Here is a 23,590-nt window from a genome sequence, read left to right on the forward strand (position 1 = left end):
TCAATTCATTTCGTTTGTTTTATCATAAGTAATAGATGCAACTGCATCATGTAAATGAATGGATTCTTCATTGCGACAACTAACATGAAATGCACGTATGAATGCTTGTTCGTACAAATCAGCTGCAACTAATCGTACCATATCCTCAACAAAGCGTGGATTTTCATAGGCTTCTTCCGTTACCCTTTTTTCATCAGGTCGCTTAAGCACTGGATAAATACGAGCACTCGCATTACTTTCCGCCGCTTCTAACAAAACTGTTTTCCAATCTGTCGATGTTTCATCAAAGCTTTCGTCTAACTCGATTTCCATCGTTACATTTCCTCTTTGGTTATGTGCGCTATATTCACTAATTTCTTTTGAGCAAGGGCAAAGCGTTGTAATTGTTCCGGTTAATCCTGTAGTAATATCATAACCAAACTCCTTGCTGTATTGAATACGGATGAAAGCATCTGCATGATTAAATCCACTATACATAACAGATGGACTCTTTCTTTCAAAGAACCATGCAAAAGACACTTCCAAAAAAGCATCATTTTGTTTTAAGCGTACTGCGAGTTCTTTTGTGAATTGCTTTAAATTCTCAAGACTAATATCAATAGAACCGTCAATAAGATAAGCGTGTAATTGTTCTGTAAAGCGGCTCATGTTTGTCCCTTTACTATTTTTAGAAACTGATGAAGAAAATGAAAATTCACCAATTGATGTTTGATTGACAGGGTCTATGTCACTTTTTATAAAAACAGGATATTTAACATTGGCAATCCCAACTGCATCAAGATCAAATAAAAAATCATTTTGTTTATTTTGTAAATCGGCCATACCTTCCTTTTCAGTAGGTTTTGTTTTTGGGCCAGGTTCTACTGATCCGAATAACTTGTGTCTCTCATATTTATTTGGTAGTGCTCTTTTATTATTTGTATTTAACTGCACAATAAAACCCCCTCTCATTTACTGCTTTTTAAAAGTATAATTTAAATACGAATGGTATTCAATTTTTATGCATTAATAAAGCAATTACAAATGTATAGTAAAAGAGATTTGCTCATCCATTCCTTTTGAGCAAATCTCTTTTAATACTCATTTTACATCCACTTAATCTTGGGTTCGGTTTTGTTAATAATACGTTTAATATTAGCTGTATGCCTATAAAAGACAAATGTCGCAAGTATTATTGTTACAATTAACAACCCGGTTTCCTGTAAGAAAATTGTTGTAATAATTGCAATTACACTAGTAACCATGGAAGCTAATGAAACATATTTACTAAGGAATAAAACAATGAAAAACGTAATAAACATCATACCGAACAGAAGCGGACTTGCACCCAATAGCATCCCGGCAGAGGTTGCCACTGCTTTTCCGCCTTTAAATTTTGCGAAAATAGGATAAATATGACCGATAACAGCAAAAACACCAATAACCAATGGACTAACTTCTGTACTAACACCTATTAATACAGGTAATAACGTTGCTAATGTTCCTTTTAGAATATCAGCAAGTGTAACAATAAGGCCTGCTTTTTTACCAAGTACTCTAAAGGTGTTTGTTCCACCTAGATTACCACTTCCGTGTTCTCTAATATCGATATTATATCCGATTTTTCCAACGATTAAGCCAAATGGAATGGAACCTAATAAATAAGCTATAATTGATAAAAAAACATATGTCATCATACTTACCCCTTTAACTAAAATACAGTAACGTTATTTTAACACGAAATGAGAGGATAATGTATAGTTAATTCATATATTACCTAGAATCTAAAGTTTATTAGGACTGATAAAGGGAATAATTTGTAAAGAAGATAAGTAAATAATCTGATTGTTAAAAGATATAAACAGGAGGAATGTTAGAATGAATTATAAACATCCTAGTAAGGAAGAAATTAGTAACATCTTGCATAATGCAAAAACTATTGCAGTGGTAGGGTTATCAGATAAGCCGGAAAAGACATCCTATAAAGTGGCAAGCGTAATGCAAGAGAACGGGTATCGTATTATTCCAGTAAATCCTACAATCGACGAGGCATTAGGAGAAAAAGCATACGACTCTCTAAGTGATGTACCAGATCAGATCGATATTATAAATGTCTTTAGAAGATCTATATTTCTTAAAGATGTGGCTAAAGATGCAGTAACAACAGATGCAAAAGTTTTTTGGGCACAGCAAGGAATTTTTGATCAAGATGTATATGAATGGTTGAAAAAACAAGACTTTACGGTTATTATGGATTATTGTATTAAGGTTGCACATGCAACAACCCAATAAAAGATTAAAAATCTCTGTTCATTCAGAGATTTTTTTATTCGCAACATTTAAATTTAATTAATAATTCATCAAACATTTGTTCTAAAATATAGATATTTCACGATTTTATGGTAACATAGTCATTGTTACTAGTGTTTGGAGAAAGGGGCACTTACGTTGATTAAACAAACAAGCGCTTATTCTGATGATTCTATCCAGGTCTTAGAAGGACTGGAAGCAGTACGAAAAAGACCGGGTATGTATATTGGAAGTACAGACGCAAGAGGATTACACCATCTTGTGTTTGAAATAGTAGATAATGCAGTTGACGAAGCTCTTGCTGGCTTTGGAACTAAAATTATTGTGAAAGTACATAAAGATAATAGTATTTCTGTAACGGACCATGGGAGAGGGATGCCAACTGGTATGCACCGTACTGGTAGACCCACACCTGAAGTAATTTTGACAATCCTTCATGCAGGAGGTAAGTTTGGACAAGGTGGCTATAAGACATCTGGTGGGTTACACGGTGTTGGTGCATCGGTTGTTAACGCATTATCAGAATGGTTAACTGTGACGATCCATCGAGACGGTAGCATCTATCAGCAATCTTTTCATCATGGAGGTTTGCCTGAAACAGGTTTAGACGTCATTGGTAAAACGAGAAAAACAGGAACAATGATTCATTTTAAGCCGGATACTTCTATTTTTTCTACAACAACTTTTCAATACGAAATATTAGCTGAGCGTTTACGCGAAGCGGCATTTCTTTTAAAAGGCATGGAAATTGTATTAGAAGATGAACGCAATGATGAAACAGAATCATTTTGCTATCCAGAAGGTTTGAAATCATTTGTTGCTTATTTAAATGAAGAAAAAGATACCCTACATCCAGTCGTGTCCTTTGAAGGAGAACAACAAAATTTAGAAATTGATTTCGCATTTCAATTCAATGATGGCTATGCAGAAAGTATGCTCTCTTTTGTAAATAATGTACGGACAAAAGATGGCGGGACACATGAATCAGGTGCTCGCTCAGCAATTACAAGAGTATTTAATGAGTATGCTAGAAAGACTAATTTACTTAAAGAAAAAGATAAGAATTTAGAAGGAAACGATGTAAGAGAAGGATTTACTGCCATCGTCTCTGTTCGAATTCCAGAGGCACAATTACAGTTTGAAGGGCAAACGAAAGGAAAGTTAGGTACTTCTGAAGCGCGTTCTGCAGTGGATGCTGTAGTATCAGAAAACCTGGCATATTTCTTAGAGGAAAACCCAGAAATAGCTACTTTGTTATTGAAAAAAGCGGTACGTGCGAAAGAAGCGCGAGAAGCGGCAAGAAAAGCACGTGAAGAGTCACGAAATGGAAAGAAGAAAAAGCGTAAAGATGCATTATTAAGTGGGAAGCTTACCCCAGCACAATCACGAAATGCTGATAAAAATGAACTTTATCTTGTGGAGGGTGATTCGGCAGGAGGATCAGCGAAACAAGGTAGAGATCGTAAATTTCAAGCCGTTCTGCCGTTGCGTGGAAAGGTAATAAATACAGAGAAAGCTAAATTAGCAGATGTGTTTAAAAATGAAGAGATTGCAACCATCATTCATACGATTGGTGCTGGTGTAGGTGGAGACTTTAATTTAGAAGACGTACAATATAATAAAATTGTCATTATGACAGATGCAGATACGGATGGTGCACATATTCAAGTTCTATTACTTACTTTTTTCTATCGATACATGAGAGAGCTGATAGAAGCAGGGAAAGTGTATATTGCATTGCCACCACTTTATAAAGTTTCGAAAGGGAAAGGGAAGAAAGAGGTCATTCACTACGCTTGGAATGAAGAAGAAATGAAAAAGATTATAGCGGAAATGAAAAACGGCTATATTTTGCAACGATATAAAGGACTTGGAGAAATGAATGCCGAGCAACTTTGGGAAACAACGATGAATCCAGAAACAAGAACATTGATTCGTGTAACTATTGATGATCTTGCCCGTGCAGAAAGACGTGTAACGACATTAATGGGAGACAAAGTTGCACCGCGAAGAAAATGGATAGAAACACATGTAGAATTTGGTTTACAAGATGATGCAAACATTATGGATAATGAGAATATTCATACGTAAGAGGAGGAAACATAGTTGGCTTCAACAGAAAAGTTTCTCGATTTACCTTTAGAAGAAGTAATTGGAGATCGATTTGGTCGATACAGTAAATATATTATACAAGATCGTGCATTACCTGATGCTAGAGATGGTCTAAAGCCAGTACAGCGAAGGATTTTATTTGCGATGCATGAAGAAAGAAACACCTTTGACAAACCATTTAGAAAATCAGCTAAAACTGTCGGTACAGTAATCGGTAACTACCATCCGCATGGTGATAGTTCTGTTTATGAGGCGATGGTTCGTTTAAGTCAAACATGGAAAGTTCGGAACGTGCTTGTAGAAATGCATGGAAACAATGGTAGTGTTGATGGTGATCCACCTGCTGCTATGCGTTATACAGAGGCGCGTTTGTCTAGTATATCAGGCGAATTGTTAAGAGATATTGATAAAGAAACTGTAGATTACATTCCTAATTTTGATGATTCTATCGATGAACCTGTTGTATTACCTGCTCGATTCCCTAATCTCCTTGTTAACGGTTCTACAGGAATATCTGCTGGTTATGCAACAGACATACCACCACATAATTTAGGCGAAGTAATTGACGCTACGATAAAGAAGATAGATAATCCTGATATTACAGTTCAAGAGTTGATGAAAGTAATCAAGGGGCCAGATTTTCCTACTGGAGGAATTATTCAAGGTGTAGAAGGTTTACAACAAGCCTATGAGACTGGAAAAGGAAAAGTGGTTGTTCGTGGTAGAGCAGAAATTCAGGCCTTACGTGGAAATAGAGAACAAATTGTTATTGATGAAATTCCTTATGAAGTCAATAAAGCCGTTTTAGTAAAGCGAATGGATGAGTTACGTATTGATAAGAAGGTAGAAGGTATTGCAGAGGTAAGAGATGAAACCGATCGTACAGGGTTACGAATTGTTATCGAATTAAAGAAAGATGCAGAAAGCGAAGGAATTCTGCATTACCTATATAAAAATACTGACCTGCAAGTGACATACCATTTTAATATGGTTGCCATTAAAGATAAAACCCCGAAGTTATTAGGATTAAATGAATTACTTAGTGCGTACATTTCACATCAGAAAGAAGTAGTAACGAGACAAGCTACATATGATTTGAAGAAAGCAAAAGATCGTGCACATATTGTTGAAGGCTTAATTAAGGCTATATCTATTTTAGATGAATTAATTGCAACCATTCGCGCATCAAAAGATAAACAAGATGCCAAGAAAAGAATTAAAGATGCGTATCATTTTTCAGAAGCTCAGGCCGAAGCAATTGTTAATTTGCAATTATACCGTTTAACTAATACAGACATTACTTCTTTACAGCAAGAAGCGGAAGAATTGCGTACAAAGATTGAAGAATTAGAAGCAATTCTCGCAGATGAAAAGAAATTATTTTCTGTTATTAAATCAGATTTAAAACAAATTAAGAAAAAATATCAAACACCACGATTAACAAAAATCGAAAGCAAGATTGAAGAATTAAAAATTAATTTGGAAGTAATGGTAGCAAGTGAAGATATCTTACTTTCCGTAACTAGAGATGGCTATATTAAACGAACTAGTTTACGTTCCTATGCCGCTTCTAATGGCGATGATTTGGCGATTAAAGATGATGACCACCTTGTAGCTTTATTGGAAATGAATACAACAGACACCATTCTCTTGTTTACCAATAAAGGAAAATATATCTTTGCCCCAGTGCATACGTTACCAGATATTCGTTGGAAAGACTTAGGCCAGCATATATCAAATATTGTGGCAATCGATAAAGGGGAACACATTATTAAAGCAATTCCGGTTCGTAATTTCAAGGAAGACAGCTATTTAGTGTTTATTACGAAAAATGGACTAATAAAACGAAGTAAATTAGATCTATATGAAGCGCAACGTTATTCCAAGGCGTTAGTTGCTATTAATTTAAAAGATGAAGATGAACTACTAAATGTAGAACGAACAAACGGAAATGCCGATATTTTTATCGCTTCAAATCGTGGCTATGGATTATGGTATAAAGAATCAGAACTTACACCTATCGGACAGCGAGCAGCTGGGGTAAAAGCGATCCAGTTAAAGGATAAGGAAAACGTAATAAATGGTGTCGTTTGGGAGACAACAAATCAAGCCGTTCATTTAGTCGCTATCACGCAAAGAGGTGCAGCGAAACGCATGACATTGAATGATTTTGAGCAATTAAGTCGTGCGAAACGCGGTCAAGCCATGTTACGAGAATTAAAACAAAAACCTCATCGATTAGTTAGTTTATTATTAGTTGATCATCAAGATATTGTTCATCTAGTTACTGAAAATGGACACAAACAAACGTTATATCCAATGGAATTAGGTGTAAGTGACCGATATAGTAACGGATCATTTATACTAGACACGGACGAAACAGGTGCTGTCATCGATAGTTGGAAGCAAGCGAATTACACAAAAGCATTTGAAGAAGATAAAACAGATTAATTCAAAAAAAGCGATTATTTGTCTTATAATAGATAAATGATCGTTTTTTATTGCAATAGTTGCAAATATTAATACTGAAGATCATTTTGAAGTAAACAATTAATATTTTTTAAAAAAGGACTAGAGAAATGAAAACTTATTACTCAGATGTTATTCAATTTAGAGGTGATCACGGTGCATTTGGTTTTAACCAAGGCAAGTGGTTGCGAAATTCTCCATTGTACGCTATATATACGAAGCAAGCATCTACATTGAAAAGTAAATTTGCAGTAGATCAGCAAAAAGCGATGGACTGGTTAACGCACATATCCCCTAATTTTTTAGAAGAATTGAAAGGTCTCGCCGAAGGGTTGAAACTATCATTAGACCAAACCATTGTCCATTTCAGCGGATTTCAGCAGGAGTGGCAAAATTCCGGTTGTTCGATACTGACAGGTGATCACTTTTTCGTACGCAACTATGATTATCATCCTAAAACCTATGAGGGTAGATTTGTTTTGTATCAGCCTAATCAAGGTTACGCAACGATTGGTCCTTCTCAGCGCATCGTAGGAAGAACGGACGGAATGAATGAGAAAGGGCTTGTCGCCGGATATAATTTTGTGAATCGAAGGCATACAGGAGATGGCTTTATCCCAACCATTATTACTCGTCTAATATTGGAGCAGTGCAAGTCTAATGAAGAAGCTTTAGCATTAATAAGAGAAATACCACATCGCTATGCTTTTAATTATGTACTAGCAGATAAATATGGTGCACGTCATGTAGTTGAAGCAACAGCTCAAGCAATTCGTATAAAAGAACAGCGATTTAGCACCAATCATTTTGATATACTGACTGATTCCAATCGTTATCATTTAGCTGATTCCAAAAGGCGAATAGCTATTTTAGAAGAGCAACCTACTGATCTATCCGTGGAAAAGGCGTATCAATTATTTAATCATATTGAGCATGAGATATTTTCCACTGATTATAAGCAATCAGCAGGAACGTTGCATACTGCATTGTATGACATAGATACTGCTATGGTAGGTATCGCGTTAGGTTCGAATCGAAGGCCAATGATGATTGTTTTTGATGAATGGTTAAATGGAAAAAATGTATGGATGACAAAAATGTTAGGAAAGATCGATACAACGGAGCATATGCCTTATATGAAAAAAGTGTAGTACACGCATAATTACAAGCGATTCACCCAATAATAAATGTAAGATTGGGGTGAATAGAGGCTATGAGTCAAAAACAAAATAAACCATTTAAAAATGCTCAAGAAAATGAGCAGATAAAGCAACAGTCAGAAGAAGAAAAAGAAGGTTTAGAAATTACCAGGCAGCAGATTCAAAATAATTATATGGATGGTACCATTGATCAGTTGAAGGGTTAACACAAAAGCGAATGTCTATTTCGACATTCGCTTTTGTGTTACATTCTCCGGAGTGGAGAGTGAAATGGAGGAAGGATACTTATCAAATGCTCTAGTAAGTGTGCCTGCAGTGTGACTATCTGAGCCAGGTATTAAGGCAATCCCCAATTCATGTGCTACTTCCATAATTTTTGGGGAAGGATACATCTGCTGACAAAATGGTTTGAACAACCCCGCTGTATTTGCATCTAACGAATAGTTTTTTTGTTTAATTAAATGTAGTAAGTCAATCAATTCATCTTCGTGCTTATGAGTGGCTGGAAACTGCAATGAAAATTTTTCAACTAAGTTAATATGGCCAATTCTAGTAGGTTTATATGGCCCAAGGTCAGAAAGAATACTAGACTTCATGGTTTGATAATATGCGTTGTATACATCATTAACAGATCCAAATAATGTGATGATATCTGAAAATGCTTCTACACTATAATCAAGACACACAAACTGATCATTTGGCGCACGAAGCATATGAACAGACAATATAGCATCATCGATTTGCTCTCCATACTGATTAAGAAATTGTTTTGTCTCAGTTTCATAATCCTTAATATAATCAACCTCAAAACCAATATTAATTTTTATTTTATCTTTATAGGCTTTCTTTAGCTTATTTCCTTCTAATAGATAGCTATCAACGTCATTCATTTTCATAGCACTATCTTGTTTAGGAGCTGGATCAGTGAATGATGGTGGTAATGGAGCATGCTCCGTAAATGATATGGCATCAAGTCCTTTTTCTATTGCATTATGCACATATAACTCCATTTCATCCGCTGAGCCGTGTGGGCAATAATTAGTATGTATATGAAAATCCCCATTAAATTTCATGTTATTCACTCCTCTTTTTTACATTGTAACATCTTTTTTCAAGAGATTAATCAAAGAAATAGAATAAGATTTCTAACAATGTCACAGCAAATTCCATTTTTCTAGTATAATGAATGAAACCAATTATATATTTTTTGCAAAAAACATTGACATTTTTTATTGACGGCAGCGTTTAGATCATGCTATTGTATGTAAAACAAACACTTTATTAAAGTAAAGTGGTAACGTGGTAAAGTGACGAGGGAGGTTATTATTTGTTTTTACCAGATGGAAGCCAAGACGAAATCGGATTACCATTAAATAATAAGGCAAAAGCAACTGAATTATTTAGAAAAGTAGCAACAGAGCGTGGATTTAAAGCTATATCTACTCCTGTCGTTGAATATGCAAAAACATTTACTAACACGCACGTTGGGATGAAGTTACACAGCTTATTGAAGTGGTTTAATAAAGAAGGAGAAATTGAGGTCTTACGAGCAGACTGGACGACAGCTGTTGCTAGAGCAATAAGTAATCAAAAGTCAAAGCAGACAAAGTGGTTTTACGAAGGATCGGTCTTTCGAAATGACAGGGAAGGAATAGAATCGAAACAGGCAGGAATAGAAATAATTAGAACAGAACCATTTTTAGGAGAAGCAGAAAGTGTCTTGACCGCCGTTGCTTATTTAAAAGAACTCGAGATTTCTAATTATCTTATTGAGCTTGGGCATACAGGGATTTTCGAAGAGTTGACCAATTCACTAAAGCTAGATTCAGAAACAGAAGAGCGACTATTGGATGCAATGCACGATAAGCGTAGAGATATTGTTTATGAGATTGCTATAGATTATGGCTCCATACAACAGGCTGAACAGTTAACAGAGTTAATTGATGCATATGGATCGGTTGATCAACTAAAGAAATATCGATCAATTTGGAAAGACAACAAACGATTAACGCGTATTTTGAATCACTTAATAGAATTAGCGAATGTTATTGAATCTAATGGTGGTGAAGTACTGCTTGATTTAGGTAGGGTGAAGAATCTGCCATATTATTGTGGTGTTATGTTTAAAGGTTATTTAAAAGAAAATGGAGAGAGCTGTTTCTCTGGTGGACGATACGATAAACTGTATGAGCAATTTGATGAGAAGGTTTCTGCTGTAGGATTAGCATTCGATATCGATGTGTTAGCTACACATATCAATAACAACGAACGGAAAGAAAGTATTTGTATTGTTGCATCAAAAGCTACCCATATTCAAGCAGAACAGCTACGAAGTAATTATCCAAATGCAAATGTAGATATTCAATATGAAATCAAAGATAGTGATGCTTATGATACGATTATTCATGTAAATGAAAATACAAATTAAAACGATTAGGTGGTAAAGAATGAAACCAATCATTGCATTAACAAAGGGACGGTTAGAGAAACAATTTATTAAATTTTTGCAATCTTTGAACTATGAAGTAGAACCTATAATAAATAAAGGTAGAAAACTAAGAGTGGAGACCGATACTTTCCAATTTATTTTTGCGAAGGGACCGGATGTAACAACATATGTCGAACATGGTATTGCAGATTTAGGCATTGTTGGTGGAGATATAATAGCAGAATTTCAACCAGATGTATTTAATCTATTTCCATTACCTTTTGGACATTGTCGAATGGCGGTTGCAACTGAGGATGGTAAGGTTTGGCCTAATCAAAAGAAAAAGATTGCTAGTAAATATACAGGTATAACAAAAGAATACTTTAGAAATAAAGGTGAATCGGTTGATATTATTAAGTTGGAAGGATCTGTAGAATTAGCACCTATATTAGGTTTAGCTGATGGTATTGTCGATATTGTTGAAACAGGTACAACGTTAAAAGAAAATGGTTTAGTCGTGCAAGAAGAATTTTTTTCTTTTAGTGCTAGATGTATTGCTAATCGATCTTCATTGAAAATAAAACGTGACGTGCTTACACCAATTATTGAATCTTTCCAAAAACAGGAGGAATATGTATGATACCGACATATAAACCGGCTGATTTTCAGAAAAAATTTATTGAAAATGTTAAAGGGAATCAAACAGAAGATCAGTATTACGAAGTCGCAAAAGAAGTCATTCAAGCTATTCGTCAAGAAGGAGACCAAGCATTAAAAAGATACGTTGAAAAATTTGATCAGTTTGTACCTGAAAATTGGGCAGTTTCTGAAGAGGAAAAGAAACAGGCTTGGGAAAAAGTAGATCAAAAAACAATTGATGCACTTCAACGAGCAGCTAAGAACATTCGATCTTTTCATGAGAAACAACTACAAAGCTCTCGTATGATGCAAAGTGATGACAACATTATTTCTGGACAATTATATCGACCAATTGAACGGGTAGGAATTTATGTTCCAGGTGGCACCGCATGCTATCCTTCCTCTGTATTAATGAATGCCATCCCGGCGGTACTAGCAGGTGTAGAGGAAATTATTATGGTAACACCAGCTAGAAACGGAGAAATGATAGCACCTATTTTATCTGTAGCAGCAGACATTGCAGGGGTTAGTAAGGTATATAAAATTGGTGGTATCCAAGCTGTTGCTGCTTTAGCTTATGGAACAGAATCAATTCCTAGTGTAGATAAAATTGTTGGACCTGGTAATGCGTATGTCGCTGCTGCAAAAGCACTTGTTTATGGCGATGTTGGTATTGATATGATTGCAGGTCCATCTGAAGTAGCAATTATAGCGGATGATTCGGCTGATCCTAGTTTTGTTGCAGCAGACCTGATTGCACAAGCAGAGCATGACACTGTAGCTAGAGCTTGTTTGTTTACTACCTCTGAGCAATTAATTGAAGCTACTGCATTAGAAGTGAAGCAGCAATGTGATATATTGCCAAGGAAGGAGATTGCTGAAGCAGCCTTAACCAACCAAGGTGCACTTGTTCTTTGTGAGGATTTAGATGAAGCATTTGAGTTATCTAATCAATTTGCACCTGAGCATTTAGAAATTCATTTAGATGATGCATTATCTTATCTAGGAAAAGTGAAAAACGCAGGTTCTGTCTTTTTAGGACATTTTACACCAGAGCCACTAGGAGATTATTATGCTGGTCCAAATCATGTGTTGCCAACGTCAGGTACAGCTCGATTTTCTTCTGGACTTTCTGTAGATGATTTTATTAAGAAGACGACATTCATTTATTATACAAAAGATGCTTTAAAACAAGCATCAGAGGATATTATTACAATTGCAAATGAAGAAGCATTAATAGGACACGCAAGAGCAGTAGAAAAACGGATCAATAAGTAGAAATGAGGCTAGTAAAATGAGAATAGCAAATAAAGCAAGAAAAACTAATGAAACAGCTATTGAAGTATCAGTTGATTTAGATAATCCTAAACAAGTTTCTATAAAAACAGGAGTCGGTTTTTTTGATCACATGTTAGAGTTATTTGCTAGACATGGGCGGATTGGATTGATCGTAAATGCGGATGGTGATTTACACATAGATAGTCATCATACCGTTGAAGATGTTGCGATTGTCATGGGGCAGGTCATCAGGGAAGCATTAGGTGATAAAAAACAAATTACACGATATGGCACAGCATATGTTCCAATGGATGAATCATTAGGATTTGTCTCCTTGGATATTAGCGGGCGCCCATATCTCGTACTGGATGCAACGTTTGAGAATCAAAGATTAGGTAACTTTGATACAGAGCTTGTTAGAGAATTTTTACAAGCTTTTGCGGTTCAAGCTGGTATAACCTTACATGCCCGAATTCTTTACGGATTAAATACACATCATAAAATTGAAGCGATATTCAAGGCATTAGGACGAGCGTTAGCACAAGCCATTCAAATTGATCCAGCAATTGAAGGTGTTAACTCTACTAAGGGGTTAATTGAATGATTGCGATCGTAGACTATGGGATGGGGAATACAGCAAGTGTACAAACTGCTTTTCATGCCTTAGGATATGAGGTTGTGATTACAGATGATCCAATCCAACTGAAGAAAGCATCACATATTATTTTACCTGGCGTAGGTTCATTCCAAGCAGCAATGGAAGAAATCGATAAACGGAACTTAAGAGATATTTTAATAGAATTAGCGAAAGAGAAAGCATTTTTTGGTATTTGTTTGGGCATGCAATTACTATTTTCAGAAGGCTATGAAGGTACTTATACAAAAGGACTAGATTTAATACCTGGGACTGTTAAAAAAATAGAAACGCCTTATTTGTTGCCTCACATAGGTTGGAATGCGTTAAAAATAGCAATGGACGATGTTGCTTTTTCAACATTTCAAGATCAGCATGTTTATTTTGTGCATTCATTCATGGTTCAGACAAAGGCTGATTATGTCGTTGCAACCGCAGAATATGGACCTGATATTACTGCGATCGTAAAAAAAGATAATATATATGGCATACAATTTCACCCAGAGAAAAGTGGCGAAGTGGGTAAGAGTATTTTACAAGTATTTTTAAAAGAGGTGTCAAAATGAAAATAATACCTGCAATTGATTTAATTGACGGGAAATGTGTTCGTCTTTATCAAGGAGATTTTAATAAAACAGAGCAAGTGGCTAATGACCCAATCGAACAACTGCAAACATTTATAGCAGATGGTGCTGAAATGGTTCATATTGTAGATTTAGATGGCGCGCGCGAAGGAGAACAAAAACGTCAATATAAACTAATTGAGAAGCTTTGTAATATCGCAACCGTTCCTGTACAAGTAGGAGGAGGCATACGATCAGTTGAAACAATCGAAAAGCTAATTGAGGCTGGTGCAGACCGTTTAGTGCTCGGCACAGCTGCGATTGAAAATCCAACTTTTCTAAAAGAAGCCTTAGCAAAATATTCTTCACAGATCGTGATCGGAATTGATGCCAAGGATGGGAAGGTAGCTACCCATGGTTGGGAAACAGTATCAGAAATTGATGCAATACGTTTTGCTAAAGAGATGGAGCAATTGGGTGTACAAACGATTGTTTATACGGATATCTCAAAGGATGGGACAATGTCAGGGCCAAATGTTGAAGGATTGAAAGAAATGCATGAAGCAGTGACATGCACAATTGTAGCATCAGGTGGAATTAAAGATAATAGCGATATTGATACACTAGAAAAAATTGGCATAACCGAAGCGATTGTAGGAAAAGCAATTTATCAAGGAAAAGTTACTTTGAAAGGAGCGAGCCTATGATTGCAAAGCGAATTATTCCTTGTCTAGATGTGAAAGAAGGAAAGGTAGTAAAGGGAACAAATTTTGTTGGGTTAAGAGAATTAGGAGATCCTGTTGTGATGGCAGAAGCGTACTCTAAAGCTGGAGCAGATGAAATTGTTTTCTTAGATATATCTGCAACTAATGAAGGCAGGCAAACCATGATTGATATTGTACGTGAGACAGCAAAAAATGTTTTTGTACCATTTACCGTTGGTGGTGGAGTAAGAACAATTGATGATGTGACAAAATTACTGCAAGCAGGAGCAGATAAAGTTGGGATTAATTCAGCAGCAGTACATAATCCAAAGTTAATCACAACCGCTTCCTCCCGTTTTGGTTCACAATGTATTGTTGTCGCTATCGATGCAAAAAAGTTTGATGATGGTTGGCATGTGATGACACACGGTGGCACGAAGGATAGTTGTTTAGATGCTGTGTTGTGGGCAAAGGAAGTGGAAAAAAGAGGTGCAGGAGAAATCCTTTTAACGAGTGTCGATACCGATGGAGTAAAAAATGGATTTGATCTCGCTTTAACAAAAGCAATAGTAGACGCTGTGAGAATTCCTGTCATCGCTTCAGGTGGGGTTGGACATCCTGACCATTTTTCTGAAGTATTTCAAGAAACAGATGTTTCAGCAGGATTAGCAGCTTCCATTTTTCATGAAAATACGTTTACCATTGCAGAAGTAAAAGAAAGCTGCAAAGAACGAGGAGTGAATATACGTGAAGCCTGATTTTTCAAAAGGATTATTACCCGCAATAATTATCGATGCGTATTCTAAAGACGTGCTGATGCTAGCATATATGAATGAGGAATCATATAACAAAACATTAGAAACTAAACAAACTTGGTTTTATTCACGTTCCAGAGAGGCATTATGGCATAAAGGGGCTACTTCAGGAAATACACAAGATGTAGTATCCATTGCATTGGACTGTGATCAAGATAGTATATTGATTCATGTTGAACCGAATGGTCCTGCTTGTCATACAGGCGAGGAGTCATGTTTTTTCAATCCGATTTTAAATAAACACGATACGGAGTCAACAAGCATTTCGAATGTACTGGAATATGTTATGGATGAGATTGAAGAAAGAAAGAGCAATCCTATCGAAAAATCGTATACCAACTACTTGTTCGATAATGGGATTGATAAAATATCAAAAAAAGTGATTGAAGAAGCTGGAGAAGTAGTTTTAGCAGCTAAAAATCAAAATCCTGAAGAAGTTGTACTTGAAGTAAGTGATTTAATCTATCATACATTTGTCTTAATGAGTGAACAAGGTGTTTCACTAGAACAAGTTAAGAAAGAACTTGCAAAACGTACTTTTAAAAAAGGCAATAGCAAAGGTGACAGACCAGAAATCAAGGAGTGGTAAAGCTTCTTGATTTTTTTATGAGGAATAGGTTTAATTTCATCAAAAATGAGGAACTATTTGCAATATTTTAACGTCCTTATTAAGAAGATGATTTTAAATTATTTTTGAGAGGGTATGGCCGAAGATGAACAAAATAATTGTGTGGTTGAAAAAAAGAAAGGTTCTTGTGATAAGTATTTTGTTGAATATTCTTTTGCTATTTTCTACAGGTTATTATTATGCCCAGAATTACGAGGCAGAATTACTTTTAAAAAGAACTGTCATACCTATGCAAACATATTACTCTCCACAGAAGAATCCTAAAAAAACAGGAGGATATTATTTATTTCCATCAACAAATAATGTGAAGATAATGACTACTGATCACAAAACAATATTAAATGCGCGTTATGAAGTATTAGGAAATGGAGTTTTTAAACTCGAAAATGATTTAGGGTATATCGTTTCTGATGAAAATGAATTAAAAATGAAGTTAAATGATACACATCCGGAGATATTTGACTATTATATTAGTTCTGGTTCTCCAGGTAAAACAAGACGTATTGTAGATTGGGAAATAAAATATTAAGTAGTAAAATAACAAAAAATGAAATCAGTTCCAAAATAACTATAATACACCGTAATAATATTATGTAAACTAAACAAAGCAAAAGTCTAAGTGTGGACTTTTGCTTTGTTTAAATTGATCTATTCCCAATAATCTTTAATAAATTCATCTCTACCTGATTTGGCACGATCCTTTTCATATTCTTCCTCATTTTTCTTATAAAAATTCTGATGGTACTTCTCTGCAGGATAGAAAGTAGAGGCTGGCAATATTTCTGTAACAATTTCCTTTTTGAATTTATTCGAGTTTTGTAATGCTTGTTTTGATGAGATTGCTAACTGTTTTTGTTCCTCATTATGATAAAAAATTGCTGTACGATACTGTTTGCCTCGATCATGAAACTGTCCGTCTGGATCGGTTGGATCGATTTGTGGCCAATACAGATCAAGTATTTGTTGGTAAGTAATTAATTCTGGGTTATATGTTATCTGAACGGCTTCATAATGACCTGATTCACCAGATTTGACTTGTTCATAAGTAGGGTTCTTTATATGTCCCCCTGTATATCCTGAAACTACCTCATATACGCCATCCCATTGATCAAACGGCTTTACCATACACCAAAAACATCCACCAGCAAAAGTTGCTACTGCTTTTGTCATAAACTGACTCCCCCTTTATTTCCGTAATGTTAAATGTAACGAAAAACTAAAAATTTGTCCATTTAAATGAATAGATTTCTTTCTATAAACGAAAAATAATCAAAAAGGTGGTGAATCAGTTGACTAAGCATAAAAATGATCGAAACAATCGCCAGAAGAAGGCCGGAGTTAATCCGCAAGGGCTAACAGAAGAAAAAGCAGATCAACAGCCATTCTCCCAATTAGAAGCAAAAGCAAAAAAAGATAATACTAAAAGATAAAAGTATAGTTTGTTAAAAAGATCGCTAATAAATCTTTAGCGTTCTTTTTAAATTCATAAATTCAGCCACCATTTTTTAAATTATTTGAATTTTTTATTAAAATAGGTTGTGCAATCCTAACCATTAGTAATAGAATAGTAATAATCACTAACTGTTTTGAGAATTAAAAAAGCAAGGGGACTTCTATTATGACAGATCATAACATCGCAATAACCAAAACAACTTCAAAAAAACAAAAACCAAATCCAACTGAGTTAGCCTTTGGAGAGGTATTTACAGACCACATGTTTATCCTAGATTACCATCAAGACAAAGGGTGGTATGATCCGAGAATTATTCCATATCAACCAATAGCTCTGGATCCAGCAGCAATGGTATATCATTATGGCCAAACCGTTTTTGAAGGATTGAAAGCATATTTAACAGATAATGAAACGGTGAATTTATTTAGACCAGAAAAAAATATTAAACGTTTAAACCGCTCTAATGAACGCATGTGTATTCCTACTATAGATGAAGAGCTTGCATTACAAGCCATTAAACAATTAGTTGCTCTAGATGCCAACTGGGTACCGAATGCACCAGGAACATCACTCTACATTAGACCATTTGTTATTGCGACAGAACCTTATCTTGGTGTTGCGCCTTCTAAACAATATAAATTTATTATTATACTTTCTCCTGTTGGTGCTTACTACAAAGAAGGAATTAATCCAGTCAAAATTGCTGTTGAGAATGAATATGTAAGAGCAGTAAAAGGTGGTACTGGTGAAGCAAAAACAGCTGGTAACTATGCATCAAGTCTTAAAGCGCAAGAGATTGTGGAAGCACAAGGGTTTGCCCAAGTTTTGTGGCTAGATGGATTAGAGAAAAAATATATTGAAGAAGTTGGCAGTATGAACGTTTTCTTCAAAATTGATGGAGAAGTGATTACACCAGCCTTAAATGGAAGCATACTTGAAGGTGTCACACGTAACTCAGTTATCCAATTACTCAGACATTGGGGCGTACAAGTAACTGAAAGAACAATATCCATGGAAGAAATTTATCAAGCGCATCAAGCTGGTAAGTTAGAAGAAGCGTTTGGAGCAGGAACAGCCGCTGTCATTTCTCCAATCGGTACCTTGTCATGGAACGGAGAAATGTTAGAAATCAACAACAGTAAGACAGGTGAAACTTCTAAAAAATTATATGATACACTTACAGGAATTCAATATGGAAGAGAAGAAGATTTCTTGAATTGGGTTATTGAGCTTCAGTCTTAAATCAAATTGACTTTTTATGCATTATAAAGCATAATTATATATAACTATATAAAAAAAGCTATGAAGAGGATTAGTAAATAAAAAGCAATGACAGAGAATGGGATCCATAGGCTGAAAGGTCCTGCATATTCGCCTTTTTATTGAACCTGCCTCAGAGCTAAGAAGCATAAACTTCATTCGCTACCCCGGCGTTATGGGAGAGGTGGGCAAGTATTACTTGTCAATCAAAGGTGGTACCGCGGATTAAATCTTTTTCGTCCTTTACAATAACTTGTATTGGGTGGAGAAGGTTTTTTTATAAACAAATATAACTAGTAGGTAAGAAGAGGCGAACGACATGGCGAATAAGCGAGTAGTAATTAAAATAGGAAGTAGTTCACTTACAGAATCAGATGGGAGTTTAAGTTTAAAAAAACTTCAAGAGCATACACGTGCGATTGCTGCATTAATGAAACAAGACATAGAAGTAATATTAATATCATCAGGAGCAGTTTCAGCAGGTTTTAGGGATCTTGGGTATTCTAGTCGTCCTGTTACTGTTTCCGGCAAGCAAGCAGCTGCAGCTGTAGGTCAAGGACTTTTGATTGAAGCCTATGCTGAAGCATTTAAAGCTTACGGTATTGTTAGTGCGCAACTACTTGTGACTAGAGATGTGTTTGTTCATCATCAACAGTTTACGAATGTATATCAAACAATTAATGAATTATTAAAAAGGTCCGTTATTCCAATCATTAATGAAAATGACTCTGTAGCGATTGATGAGTTAACATTTGGAGATAATGATATGTTATCAGCACTCATAAGTGGTTTAGTTAACGCAGATTATTTAATTATGTTAACTGATATTAATGGTTTGTATAACGCGAACCCGAATTATCACGCAGATGCCATTCGGTATGATCAATTAGATCATGTTTCTGATGAGTTAATTAGTCAAACAAGTCAAGATTCTAGCTCAAAAGTAGGCACAGGCGGAATGAAATCTAAACTATTAGCTGCCCAAACCGCATTATCATTGGGAGTTCATGCTTTTGTTGGTATTGGTGAGGGGCAGAATAAATTTATCGACATTGTGAATGGAAATGGTGATGGTACTTACATCGGAAATCATCAAACACAGTATGTTAGAAAAGAAAAACAATGGATTGCTTTTCACTCAAAGGTTACTGGACAGATAGTTATTGACCAAGGTGCAAAGGCTGCGTTGTTGAATAAAGGAAAAAGTTTGCTTCCAGCAGGGGTGACTTCAGTTACAGGTGACTTTAAACCAAACGATGTAGTAGAAATTGTATTTCAAGATAATGTCATTGCAAAAGGAAAGGTCAACTATAGTTCTGCAGAGATTGATCAAATTAAAGGATTGAGTAGTGTAAACGCGATGGATATGACGAACCAGCATAAATCGGAAGTCATTCATCGTGATCATTTAGTATTAACTTTACAGGGGGTATGAAGAATGAATGATCTTTTAACCATTGCAAAAAAGGCCAAAGGAACAACAATTCAGTTAAGTAAGGTAACAACAGAACAGAAAAATAGAGCGATTCAGTTAATTGCTGATGCTTTATTAAAGCAACAAACGTACATCATCGAAGAAAATGAAAAAGATATTATTTCAGCGAAAGAAAAAGGTATTTCTAAATCAATTATTGATCGAATTCGTTTAGATCAACAAAGAATCGAAGGAATGGCTGAATCATTGCAGCAGCTAATTCAATTAGATGATCCGATCGGTAAGATCCAAGAAGACTGGGAACGTCCAAATGGTTTAGCAATCAAAAAAGTGACCGTTCCTATTGGTGTGATTGGTATTATCTATGAAGCGAGACCCAATGTCACCGTAGATGCTGCTAGTCTTTGTTTGAAAACAGGAAATGCTGTGCTGTTACGAGGTAGTTCTTCTGCCATTTATTCAAATATTGCGTTAGTTAAAGTGATTCAAGAAGCATTATCACATTCCGAATTACCAGTCGATGCTGTTCAATTAGTGGAAGATACGAGCCGTTCGACCGCAGAAAAGATGTTTCGTTTAAACACATATTTAGATGTTTTAATTCCTAGGGGTAGTAAAAAGTTAATTGACACGGTTGTTGAAAAATCTTCTGTCCCTGTATTAGAAACTGGTGCTGGTAACTGTCATCTCTTTATCGATCAAACAGCTGACGTAAAGATGGCTATCGAGATTGCAATTAATGCTAAAACACAAAGGCCATCTGTGTGTAACGCGATTGAAACGATTTTAGTTGATAAACAGTGGTTTGAACAATACGGTAATCAATTGATTCAAGCGCTAGAAGATAATGATGTGACAATGCATGTAGATGAAACGATTGCATCTTATCATAAAGAGTTCCCATTAGCTACGGAAGAAGATTGGCATACTGAGTATTTAGACACAACTGTAGCGATAAAAACAGTTGGAAATGTAGATGAGGCAATTAGTCACATTAATCAATATGGAACCAAGCACTCAGAAGCAATTATTTCTGAGAATGATCAACACGTCATTCAGTTTTTAAATGAGGTGGATGCTGCATGTGTCTATCATAATGCATCTACTCGATTTACAGATGGTTTTGAATTTGGTTTCGGGGCAGAGATTGGTATTAGCACGCAAAAACTACATGCAAGAGGTCCAATGGGGCTACAAGCATTAACGTCAACAAAATACACGTTACATGGAACTGGACAAATTAAATAATTGTTGATGAAAGAATGAATCATTTACGTTACAATAGATATGGATTTTTCATTTTGTATGCAATGTAAGAGATAAAGGAGAGAACCAAATTGAACAAAACACTAATATTCGGACACAAAAATCCAGATACAGATACGATTACAGCAGCACTAGCATATGCCTATTTAAAGAAACAGTTAGGTGACAATGTGGAGGCTGTACGACTAGGTGAAGTAAATGATGAAACAAAGTATGCTCTAGATTATTTTAACGTGGAAGCACCTAGATTTGTTGAAACAGTTGCAAATGAAGTAGATACAGTTATTTTAGTAGACCACAATGAACGCCAACAAAGTGTAGATGATATTGAGAAAGTTCAAGTAAAAGAAGTAATTGATCATCACCGGATTGCAAACTTTGAAACGAATGACCCGGTATATTACCGTGCTGAGCCTGTTGGATGTACAGCTACTATTCTGAATAAATTATTTAAAGAACATCAGGTTACTGTTCCGAAAGAAATTGCAGGATTAATGTTATCAGCAATTATTTCAGACTCTTTATTATTTAAATCGCCAACTTGCACCGAAGAAGATGTTCAAGCTGCAAAAGAATTAGCTGCTATCGCAGAGGTTGATGAACAAGTGTACGGTTTGGATATGCTTAAAGCAGGAGCTGATTTGAGTGATAAAGCGATAGAAGAATTAATTTCATTAGATGCAAAAGAATTTAACATGGCTGGCCATGTAGTAGAAGTAGCTCAAGTTAATACAGTCGATACGGATGAAGTATTAGCAAAACAAGCAGAACTTGAGTCAGCAATACAAGGAGTAATAACTAAGAAGGATCTTTCTTTATTCGCATTTGTTGTAACGGATATTTTAAATAATGATTCCGTTATTCTAGCATTAGGAGACAAACAAGCAGCAGTAGAAAAAGCGTTTAATGTGTCATTAGAAAACAATCAAGCACTATTAAAAGGTGTAGTTTCACGTAAGAAACAGATTGTTCCGAATATCCAAGAAGTACTAGCATAATTTAATTAAGACAACTGGGATTTATTCTTAGTTGTCTTTTTCTAATTTTCTAAAAAAAGTTAGTTGTGCTAGTTTTCTAATTTATCTGAATATGATAGTATTAATCTAACTATTTTTTGCAGGAAGGATTCTATGAATAATGAGCACAAAAGTAAATACGATTCAAATTAAAGATATTATTATTGCGCACCAAAATTTAAAAGACGTTGTTTTAAAAACACCTCTACAAAGAGATCCAATATTATCGGAAAAATATCAATGTAATGTTTATTTGAAAAGAGAAGATCAACAAGTAGTTCGTTCTTTTAAGATAAGAGGCGCTTATAACCTAATGCAAAGTTTATCTAAAGACGAGCTGAAAAATGGAGTAGTTTGTGCCAGTGCTGGAAATCACGCACAAGGTGTTGCTTATTCATGTAAAGCATTAGGAGTCAAAGGGAAGATTTTTATGCCTACTACTACTCCAAGACAAAAAGTGAAACGCGTTAGTTTCTTTGGTGGGGATTTTGTTGAGATTATCTTAGTTGGCGATACGTTTGATGATGCTTATCAGGAATCAAAAACTTATTGTGACGAGCATGATATGTCATTTATTCATCCATTTGATGACTATCGTACGATTGTAGGCCAAGGTACGATAGGATTAGAAGTGTTAGATGGAATGGAAGAACCGCTATCACACATTTTTATGTCTGTTGGTGGAGGTGGTTTGATTTCTGGTGTAGGCTCCTACATTAAAAGTATTAGTCCGATTACACAAGTCATTGGGGTAGAACCTGCTGGGGCACCATCTATGCAACAATCTCTTTTACAGAAAAAAGTAGTCAAATTAGATGAGGTAGACAAATTTGTTGATGGAGCAAGTGTACAGCAAGTTGGTAATTTAACTTATGAAATTGCTAAAGAAGTGATTGATGATATTGCCATTGTCCCCGAGGGCAAGGTATGTAGTACATTATTAAACTTATACAATGAAAATGCTATTGTTGCTGAACCAGCTGGAGCTATGCCAGTTGCAGCTTTGGATCAATATAAAGATCAAATAAAAGGAAACAATGTCGTTATTATTGTAAGTGGCGGAAATAATGATATTGATCGCATGCAAGACATTAAGGAGCGGTCTTTAATTTATGAAGGATACAAACATTATTTCATAGTGAATTTCCCTCAAAGAGCAGGTGCTTTGCGAGAGTTTTTAACTGAAGTACTGGGTGAGAATGACGATATTACCCGATTTGAATATACCAAGAAGAATAATAGAGATAAGGGGCCGGTTTTAGTTGGTATTGAACTAAAACATCAGAGTGATTATCAGCCACTCATTGCAAGAATGGAGACAAACGGCTTCACTTATATAGAAATTAATAAAGATGAAGATTTATTTCACTTACTTATTTGACAAAGGGATATTCCCTTTGTCTTTTTTCTATAAAACAATGGCATAGCAAATTAGAAATTG

The 23,590-nt window shown here is 35.4% G+C and carries 24 protein-coding genes and 1 other annotated feature; of the genes, 20 read left to right on the plus strand and 4 right to left on the minus strand.

All coding sequences use genetic code 11. From position 1 onward, the window contains the following. Positions 1 to 951, minus strand: coding sequence for a GTP cyclohydrolase FolE2 (folE2, locus tag HP569_RS01225; RefSeq protein ID WP_182199255.1), 951 nt, complete (start codon positions 949 to 951; stop codon positions 1 to 3). Between the two features lie 134 nt (positions 952 to 1,085). Further along, positions 1,086 to 1,673 carry a glycerol-3-phosphate 1-O-acyltransferase PlsY gene (gene plsY, locus HP569_RS01230; RefSeq protein WP_182199256.1) on the minus strand — a complete coding sequence of 196 codons (588 nt, stop codon included), beginning with the start codon at positions 1,671 to 1,673 and terminating at the stop codon, positions 1,086 to 1,088. A 184-nt stretch (positions 1,674 to 1,857) separates the two neighbouring features. Between plsY and HP569_RS01235 the strand changes: the two genes are divergently transcribed. The 5 genes from HP569_RS01235 (at position 1,858) to HP569_RS01255 (ending at position 8,236) form a co-directional block, all read left to right on the plus strand. Continuing rightward, positions 1,858 to 2,271: a CoA-binding protein gene (locus HP569_RS01235; protein WP_182199257.1), complete on the plus strand. Its 414-nt coding sequence runs from the start codon at positions 1,858 to 1,860 to the stop codon at positions 2,269 to 2,271. A gap of 156 nt (positions 2,272 to 2,427) precedes the next feature. Beyond that, positions 2,428 to 4,380, plus strand: a complete 1,953-nt coding sequence (gene parE, locus HP569_RS01240) for a DNA topoisomerase IV subunit B (RefSeq protein ID WP_182199258.1) — start codon at positions 2,428 to 2,430, stop codon at positions 4,378 to 4,380. A gap of 15 nt (positions 4,381 to 4,395) precedes the next feature. Beyond that, a complete protein-coding gene (gene parC, locus HP569_RS01245) occupies positions 4,396 to 6,852 on the plus strand; it encodes a DNA topoisomerase IV subunit A (RefSeq protein ID WP_182199259.1) in 2,457 nt (818 codons plus the stop codon). Between the two features lie 128 nt (positions 6,853 to 6,980). Then, a complete protein-coding gene (locus HP569_RS01250; protein ID WP_182199260.1) occupies positions 6,981 to 8,021 on the plus strand; it encodes a C45 family autoproteolytic acyltransferase/hydrolase in 1,041 nt (346 codons plus the stop codon). A gap of 62 nt (positions 8,022 to 8,083) precedes the next feature. Continuing rightward, positions 8,084 to 8,236, plus strand: coding sequence for a hypothetical protein (locus tag HP569_RS01255; protein ID WP_182199261.1), 153 nt, complete (start codon positions 8,084 to 8,086; stop codon positions 8,234 to 8,236). Positions 8,237 to 8,251: 15 nt separating this feature from the next. Here the strand turns inward: HP569_RS01255 and hisJ are convergent, their stop codons facing one another. Beyond that, the gene (gene hisJ / locus HP569_RS01260; RefSeq protein WP_182199262.1) at positions 8,252 to 9,103 is read right to left on the minus strand and encodes a histidinol-phosphatase HisJ; all 852 of its coding nucleotides are present in this window, start codon (positions 9,101 to 9,103) and stop codon (positions 8,252 to 8,254) included. A gap of 254 nt (positions 9,104 to 9,357) precedes the next feature. On the opposite strand from hisJ, the gene HP569_RS01265 reads away from it, so the two are divergent. The 9 genes from HP569_RS01265 to HP569_RS01305 all read left to right on the plus strand — a co-directional run bounded on the left by HP569_RS01265 (position 9,358) and on the right by HP569_RS01305 (position 16,248). Beyond that, on the plus strand, positions 9,358 to 10,458 hold the full coding sequence (locus HP569_RS01265; protein ID WP_182199263.1) for an ATP phosphoribosyltransferase regulatory subunit: 1,101 nt from the start codon (positions 9,358 to 9,360) through the stop codon (positions 10,456 to 10,458). A gap of 19 nt (positions 10,459 to 10,477) precedes the next feature. Beyond that, positions 10,478 to 11,098, plus strand: coding sequence for an ATP phosphoribosyltransferase (gene hisG / locus HP569_RS01270; RefSeq protein ID WP_182199264.1), 621 nt, complete (start codon positions 10,478 to 10,480; stop codon positions 11,096 to 11,098). Continuing rightward, positions 11,095 to 12,375 (plus strand): histidinol dehydrogenase, encoded by a 1,281-nt coding sequence (gene hisD, locus HP569_RS01275; protein ID WP_182199265.1) that lies wholly within the window; start codon positions 11,095 to 11,097, stop codon positions 12,373 to 12,375. The genes hisG and hisD overlap by 4 nt, the downstream gene beginning before the upstream one ends. 16 nt (positions 12,376 to 12,391) lie before the next feature. Continuing rightward, positions 12,392 to 12,979, plus strand: coding sequence for an imidazoleglycerol-phosphate dehydratase HisB (gene hisB, locus HP569_RS01280; protein WP_182199266.1), 588 nt, complete (start codon positions 12,392 to 12,394; stop codon positions 12,977 to 12,979). Next, entirely contained in the window at positions 12,976 to 13,575 is a 600-nt protein-coding gene (gene hisH, locus HP569_RS01285; RefSeq protein WP_182199267.1) for an imidazole glycerol phosphate synthase subunit HisH, read from the plus strand. The genes hisB and hisH overlap by 4 nt, the downstream gene beginning before the upstream one ends. Beyond that, complete coding sequence (hisA, locus tag HP569_RS01290; RefSeq protein WP_182199268.1) at positions 13,572 to 14,279, plus strand: 1-(5-phosphoribosyl)-5-[(5-phosphoribosylamino)methylideneamino]imidazole-4-carboxamide isomerase; 708 nt, start codon at positions 13,572 to 13,574, stop codon at positions 14,277 to 14,279. The genes hisH and hisA overlap by 4 nt, the downstream gene beginning before the upstream one ends. After that, a complete protein-coding gene (gene hisF / locus HP569_RS01295) occupies positions 14,276 to 15,034 on the plus strand; it encodes an imidazole glycerol phosphate synthase subunit HisF (RefSeq protein ID WP_182199269.1) in 759 nt (252 codons plus the stop codon). The genes hisA and hisF overlap by 4 nt, the downstream gene beginning before the upstream one ends. Then, positions 15,024 to 15,680: a bifunctional phosphoribosyl-AMP cyclohydrolase/phosphoribosyl-ATP diphosphatase HisIE gene (hisIE, locus tag HP569_RS01300; protein WP_182199270.1), complete on the plus strand. Its 657-nt coding sequence runs from the start codon at positions 15,024 to 15,026 to the stop codon at positions 15,678 to 15,680. Before hisF ends, hisIE begins: the two co-directional genes overlap by 11 nt. A gap of 124 nt (positions 15,681 to 15,804) precedes the next feature. Then, positions 15,805 to 16,248, plus strand: coding sequence for a hypothetical protein (locus HP569_RS01305; RefSeq protein ID WP_182199271.1), 444 nt, complete (start codon positions 15,805 to 15,807; stop codon positions 16,246 to 16,248). A gap of 119 nt (positions 16,249 to 16,367) precedes the next feature. Here HP569_RS01305 and msrA read toward each other — a convergent pair whose 3' ends face one another. Continuing rightward, entirely contained in the window at positions 16,368 to 16,889 is a 522-nt protein-coding gene (gene msrA / locus HP569_RS01310; protein WP_182199272.1) for a peptide-methionine (S)-S-oxide reductase MsrA, read from the minus strand. A 119-nt stretch (positions 16,890 to 17,008) separates the two neighbouring features. Here msrA and HP569_RS01315 point away from each other — a divergent pair, with 119 nt between their 5' ends. From HP569_RS01315 to ilvA, 6 genes are all read left to right on the plus strand, one after another. After that, complete coding sequence (locus HP569_RS01315; RefSeq protein WP_182199273.1) at positions 17,009 to 17,149, plus strand: small, acid-soluble spore protein L; 141 nt, start codon at positions 17,009 to 17,011, stop codon at positions 17,147 to 17,149. A gap of 188 nt (positions 17,150 to 17,337) precedes the next feature. Beyond that, the gene (locus HP569_RS01320) at positions 17,338 to 18,414 is read left to right on the plus strand and encodes a branched-chain amino acid aminotransferase (protein WP_182199274.1); all 1,077 of its coding nucleotides are present in this window, start codon (positions 17,338 to 17,340) and stop codon (positions 18,412 to 18,414) included. 51 nt (positions 18,415 to 18,465) lie between these two features. Further along, positions 18,466 to 18,679: a binding site (T-box leader), on the plus strand. Positions 18,680 to 18,751: 72 nt separating this feature from the next. Next, positions 18,752 to 19,867, plus strand: a complete 1,116-nt coding sequence (proB, locus tag HP569_RS01325) for a glutamate 5-kinase (protein ID WP_182199275.1) — start codon at positions 18,752 to 18,754, stop codon at positions 19,865 to 19,867. 3 nt (positions 19,868 to 19,870) lie between these two features. Continuing rightward, a complete protein-coding gene (locus HP569_RS01330) occupies positions 19,871 to 21,115 on the plus strand; it encodes a glutamate-5-semialdehyde dehydrogenase (protein WP_182199276.1) in 1,245 nt (414 codons plus the stop codon). 89 nt (positions 21,116 to 21,204) lie between these two features. After that, on the plus strand, positions 21,205 to 22,131 hold the full coding sequence (locus HP569_RS01335; RefSeq protein WP_182199277.1) for a manganese-dependent inorganic pyrophosphatase: 927 nt from the start codon (positions 21,205 to 21,207) through the stop codon (positions 22,129 to 22,131). Between the two features lie 139 nt (positions 22,132 to 22,270). Next, positions 22,271 to 23,530: a threonine ammonia-lyase IlvA gene (ilvA, locus tag HP569_RS01340; protein ID WP_182199278.1), complete on the plus strand. Its 1,260-nt coding sequence runs from the start codon at positions 22,271 to 22,273 to the stop codon at positions 23,528 to 23,530. Positions 23,531 to 23,590 lie beyond the last annotated feature (60 nt).

The sequence above is a fragment of the Paraliobacillus salinarum genome, from assembly GCF_014083865.1.
In the GTDB taxonomy this organism is placed as follows: domain Bacteria; phylum Bacillota; class Bacilli; order Bacillales; family Amphibacillaceae; genus Paraliobacillus; species Paraliobacillus salinarum.

Bases quoted from the DNA above. Each gene is read 5' to 3' on its own strand.
- folE2 (WP_182199255.1), bottom strand. From the start codon at position 951: ATGAGAGGGGGTTTTATTGTGCAGTTAAATACAAATAATAAAAGAGCA.
- plsY (WP_182199256.1), bottom strand. From the start codon at position 1,673: ATGACATATGTTTTTTTATCAATTATAGCTTATTTATTAGGTTCCATT.
- HP569_RS01235 (WP_182199257.1), top strand. From the start codon at position 1,858: ATGAATTATAAACATCCTAGTAAGGAAGAAATTAGTAACATCTTGCAT.
- HP569_RS01250 (WP_182199260.1), top strand. From the start codon at position 6,981: ATGAAAACTTATTACTCAGATGTTATTCAATTTAGAGGTGATCACGGT.
- HP569_RS01255 (WP_182199261.1), top strand. From the start codon at position 8,084: ATGAGTCAAAAACAAAATAAACCATTTAAAAATGCTCAAGAAAATGAG.
- hisJ (WP_182199262.1), bottom strand. From the start codon at position 9,103: ATGAAATTTAATGGGGATTTTCATATACATACTAATTATTGCCCACAC.
- hisG (WP_182199264.1), top strand. From the start codon at position 10,478: ATGAAACCAATCATTGCATTAACAAAGGGACGGTTAGAGAAACAATTT.
- hisD (WP_182199265.1), top strand. From the start codon at position 11,095: ATGATACCGACATATAAACCGGCTGATTTTCAGAAAAAATTTATTGAA.
- hisB (WP_182199266.1), top strand. From the start codon at position 12,392: ATGAGAATAGCAAATAAAGCAAGAAAAACTAATGAAACAGCTATTGAA.
- hisH (WP_182199267.1), top strand. From the start codon at position 12,976: ATGATTGCGATCGTAGACTATGGGATGGGGAATACAGCAAGTGTACAA.
- hisA (WP_182199268.1), top strand. From the start codon at position 13,572: ATGAAAATAATACCTGCAATTGATTTAATTGACGGGAAATGTGTTCGT.
- hisF (WP_182199269.1), top strand. From the start codon at position 14,276: ATGATTGCAAAGCGAATTATTCCTTGTCTAGATGTGAAAGAAGGAAAG.
- HP569_RS01305 (WP_182199271.1), top strand. From the start codon at position 15,805: ATGAACAAAATAATTGTGTGGTTGAAAAAAAGAAAGGTTCTTGTGATA.
- msrA (WP_182199272.1), bottom strand. From the start codon at position 16,889: ATGACAAAAGCAGTAGCAACTTTTGCTGGTGGATGTTTTTGGTGTATG.
- HP569_RS01320 (WP_182199274.1), top strand. From the start codon at position 17,338: ATGACAGATCATAACATCGCAATAACCAAAACAACTTCAAAAAAACAA.
- proB (WP_182199275.1), top strand. From the start codon at position 18,752: ATGGCGAATAAGCGAGTAGTAATTAAAATAGGAAGTAGTTCACTTACA.
- HP569_RS01330 (WP_182199276.1), top strand. From the start codon at position 19,871: ATGAATGATCTTTTAACCATTGCAAAAAAGGCCAAAGGAACAACAATT.
- ilvA (WP_182199278.1), top strand. From the start codon at position 22,271: ATGAGCACAAAAGTAAATACGATTCAAATTAAAGATATTATTATTGCG.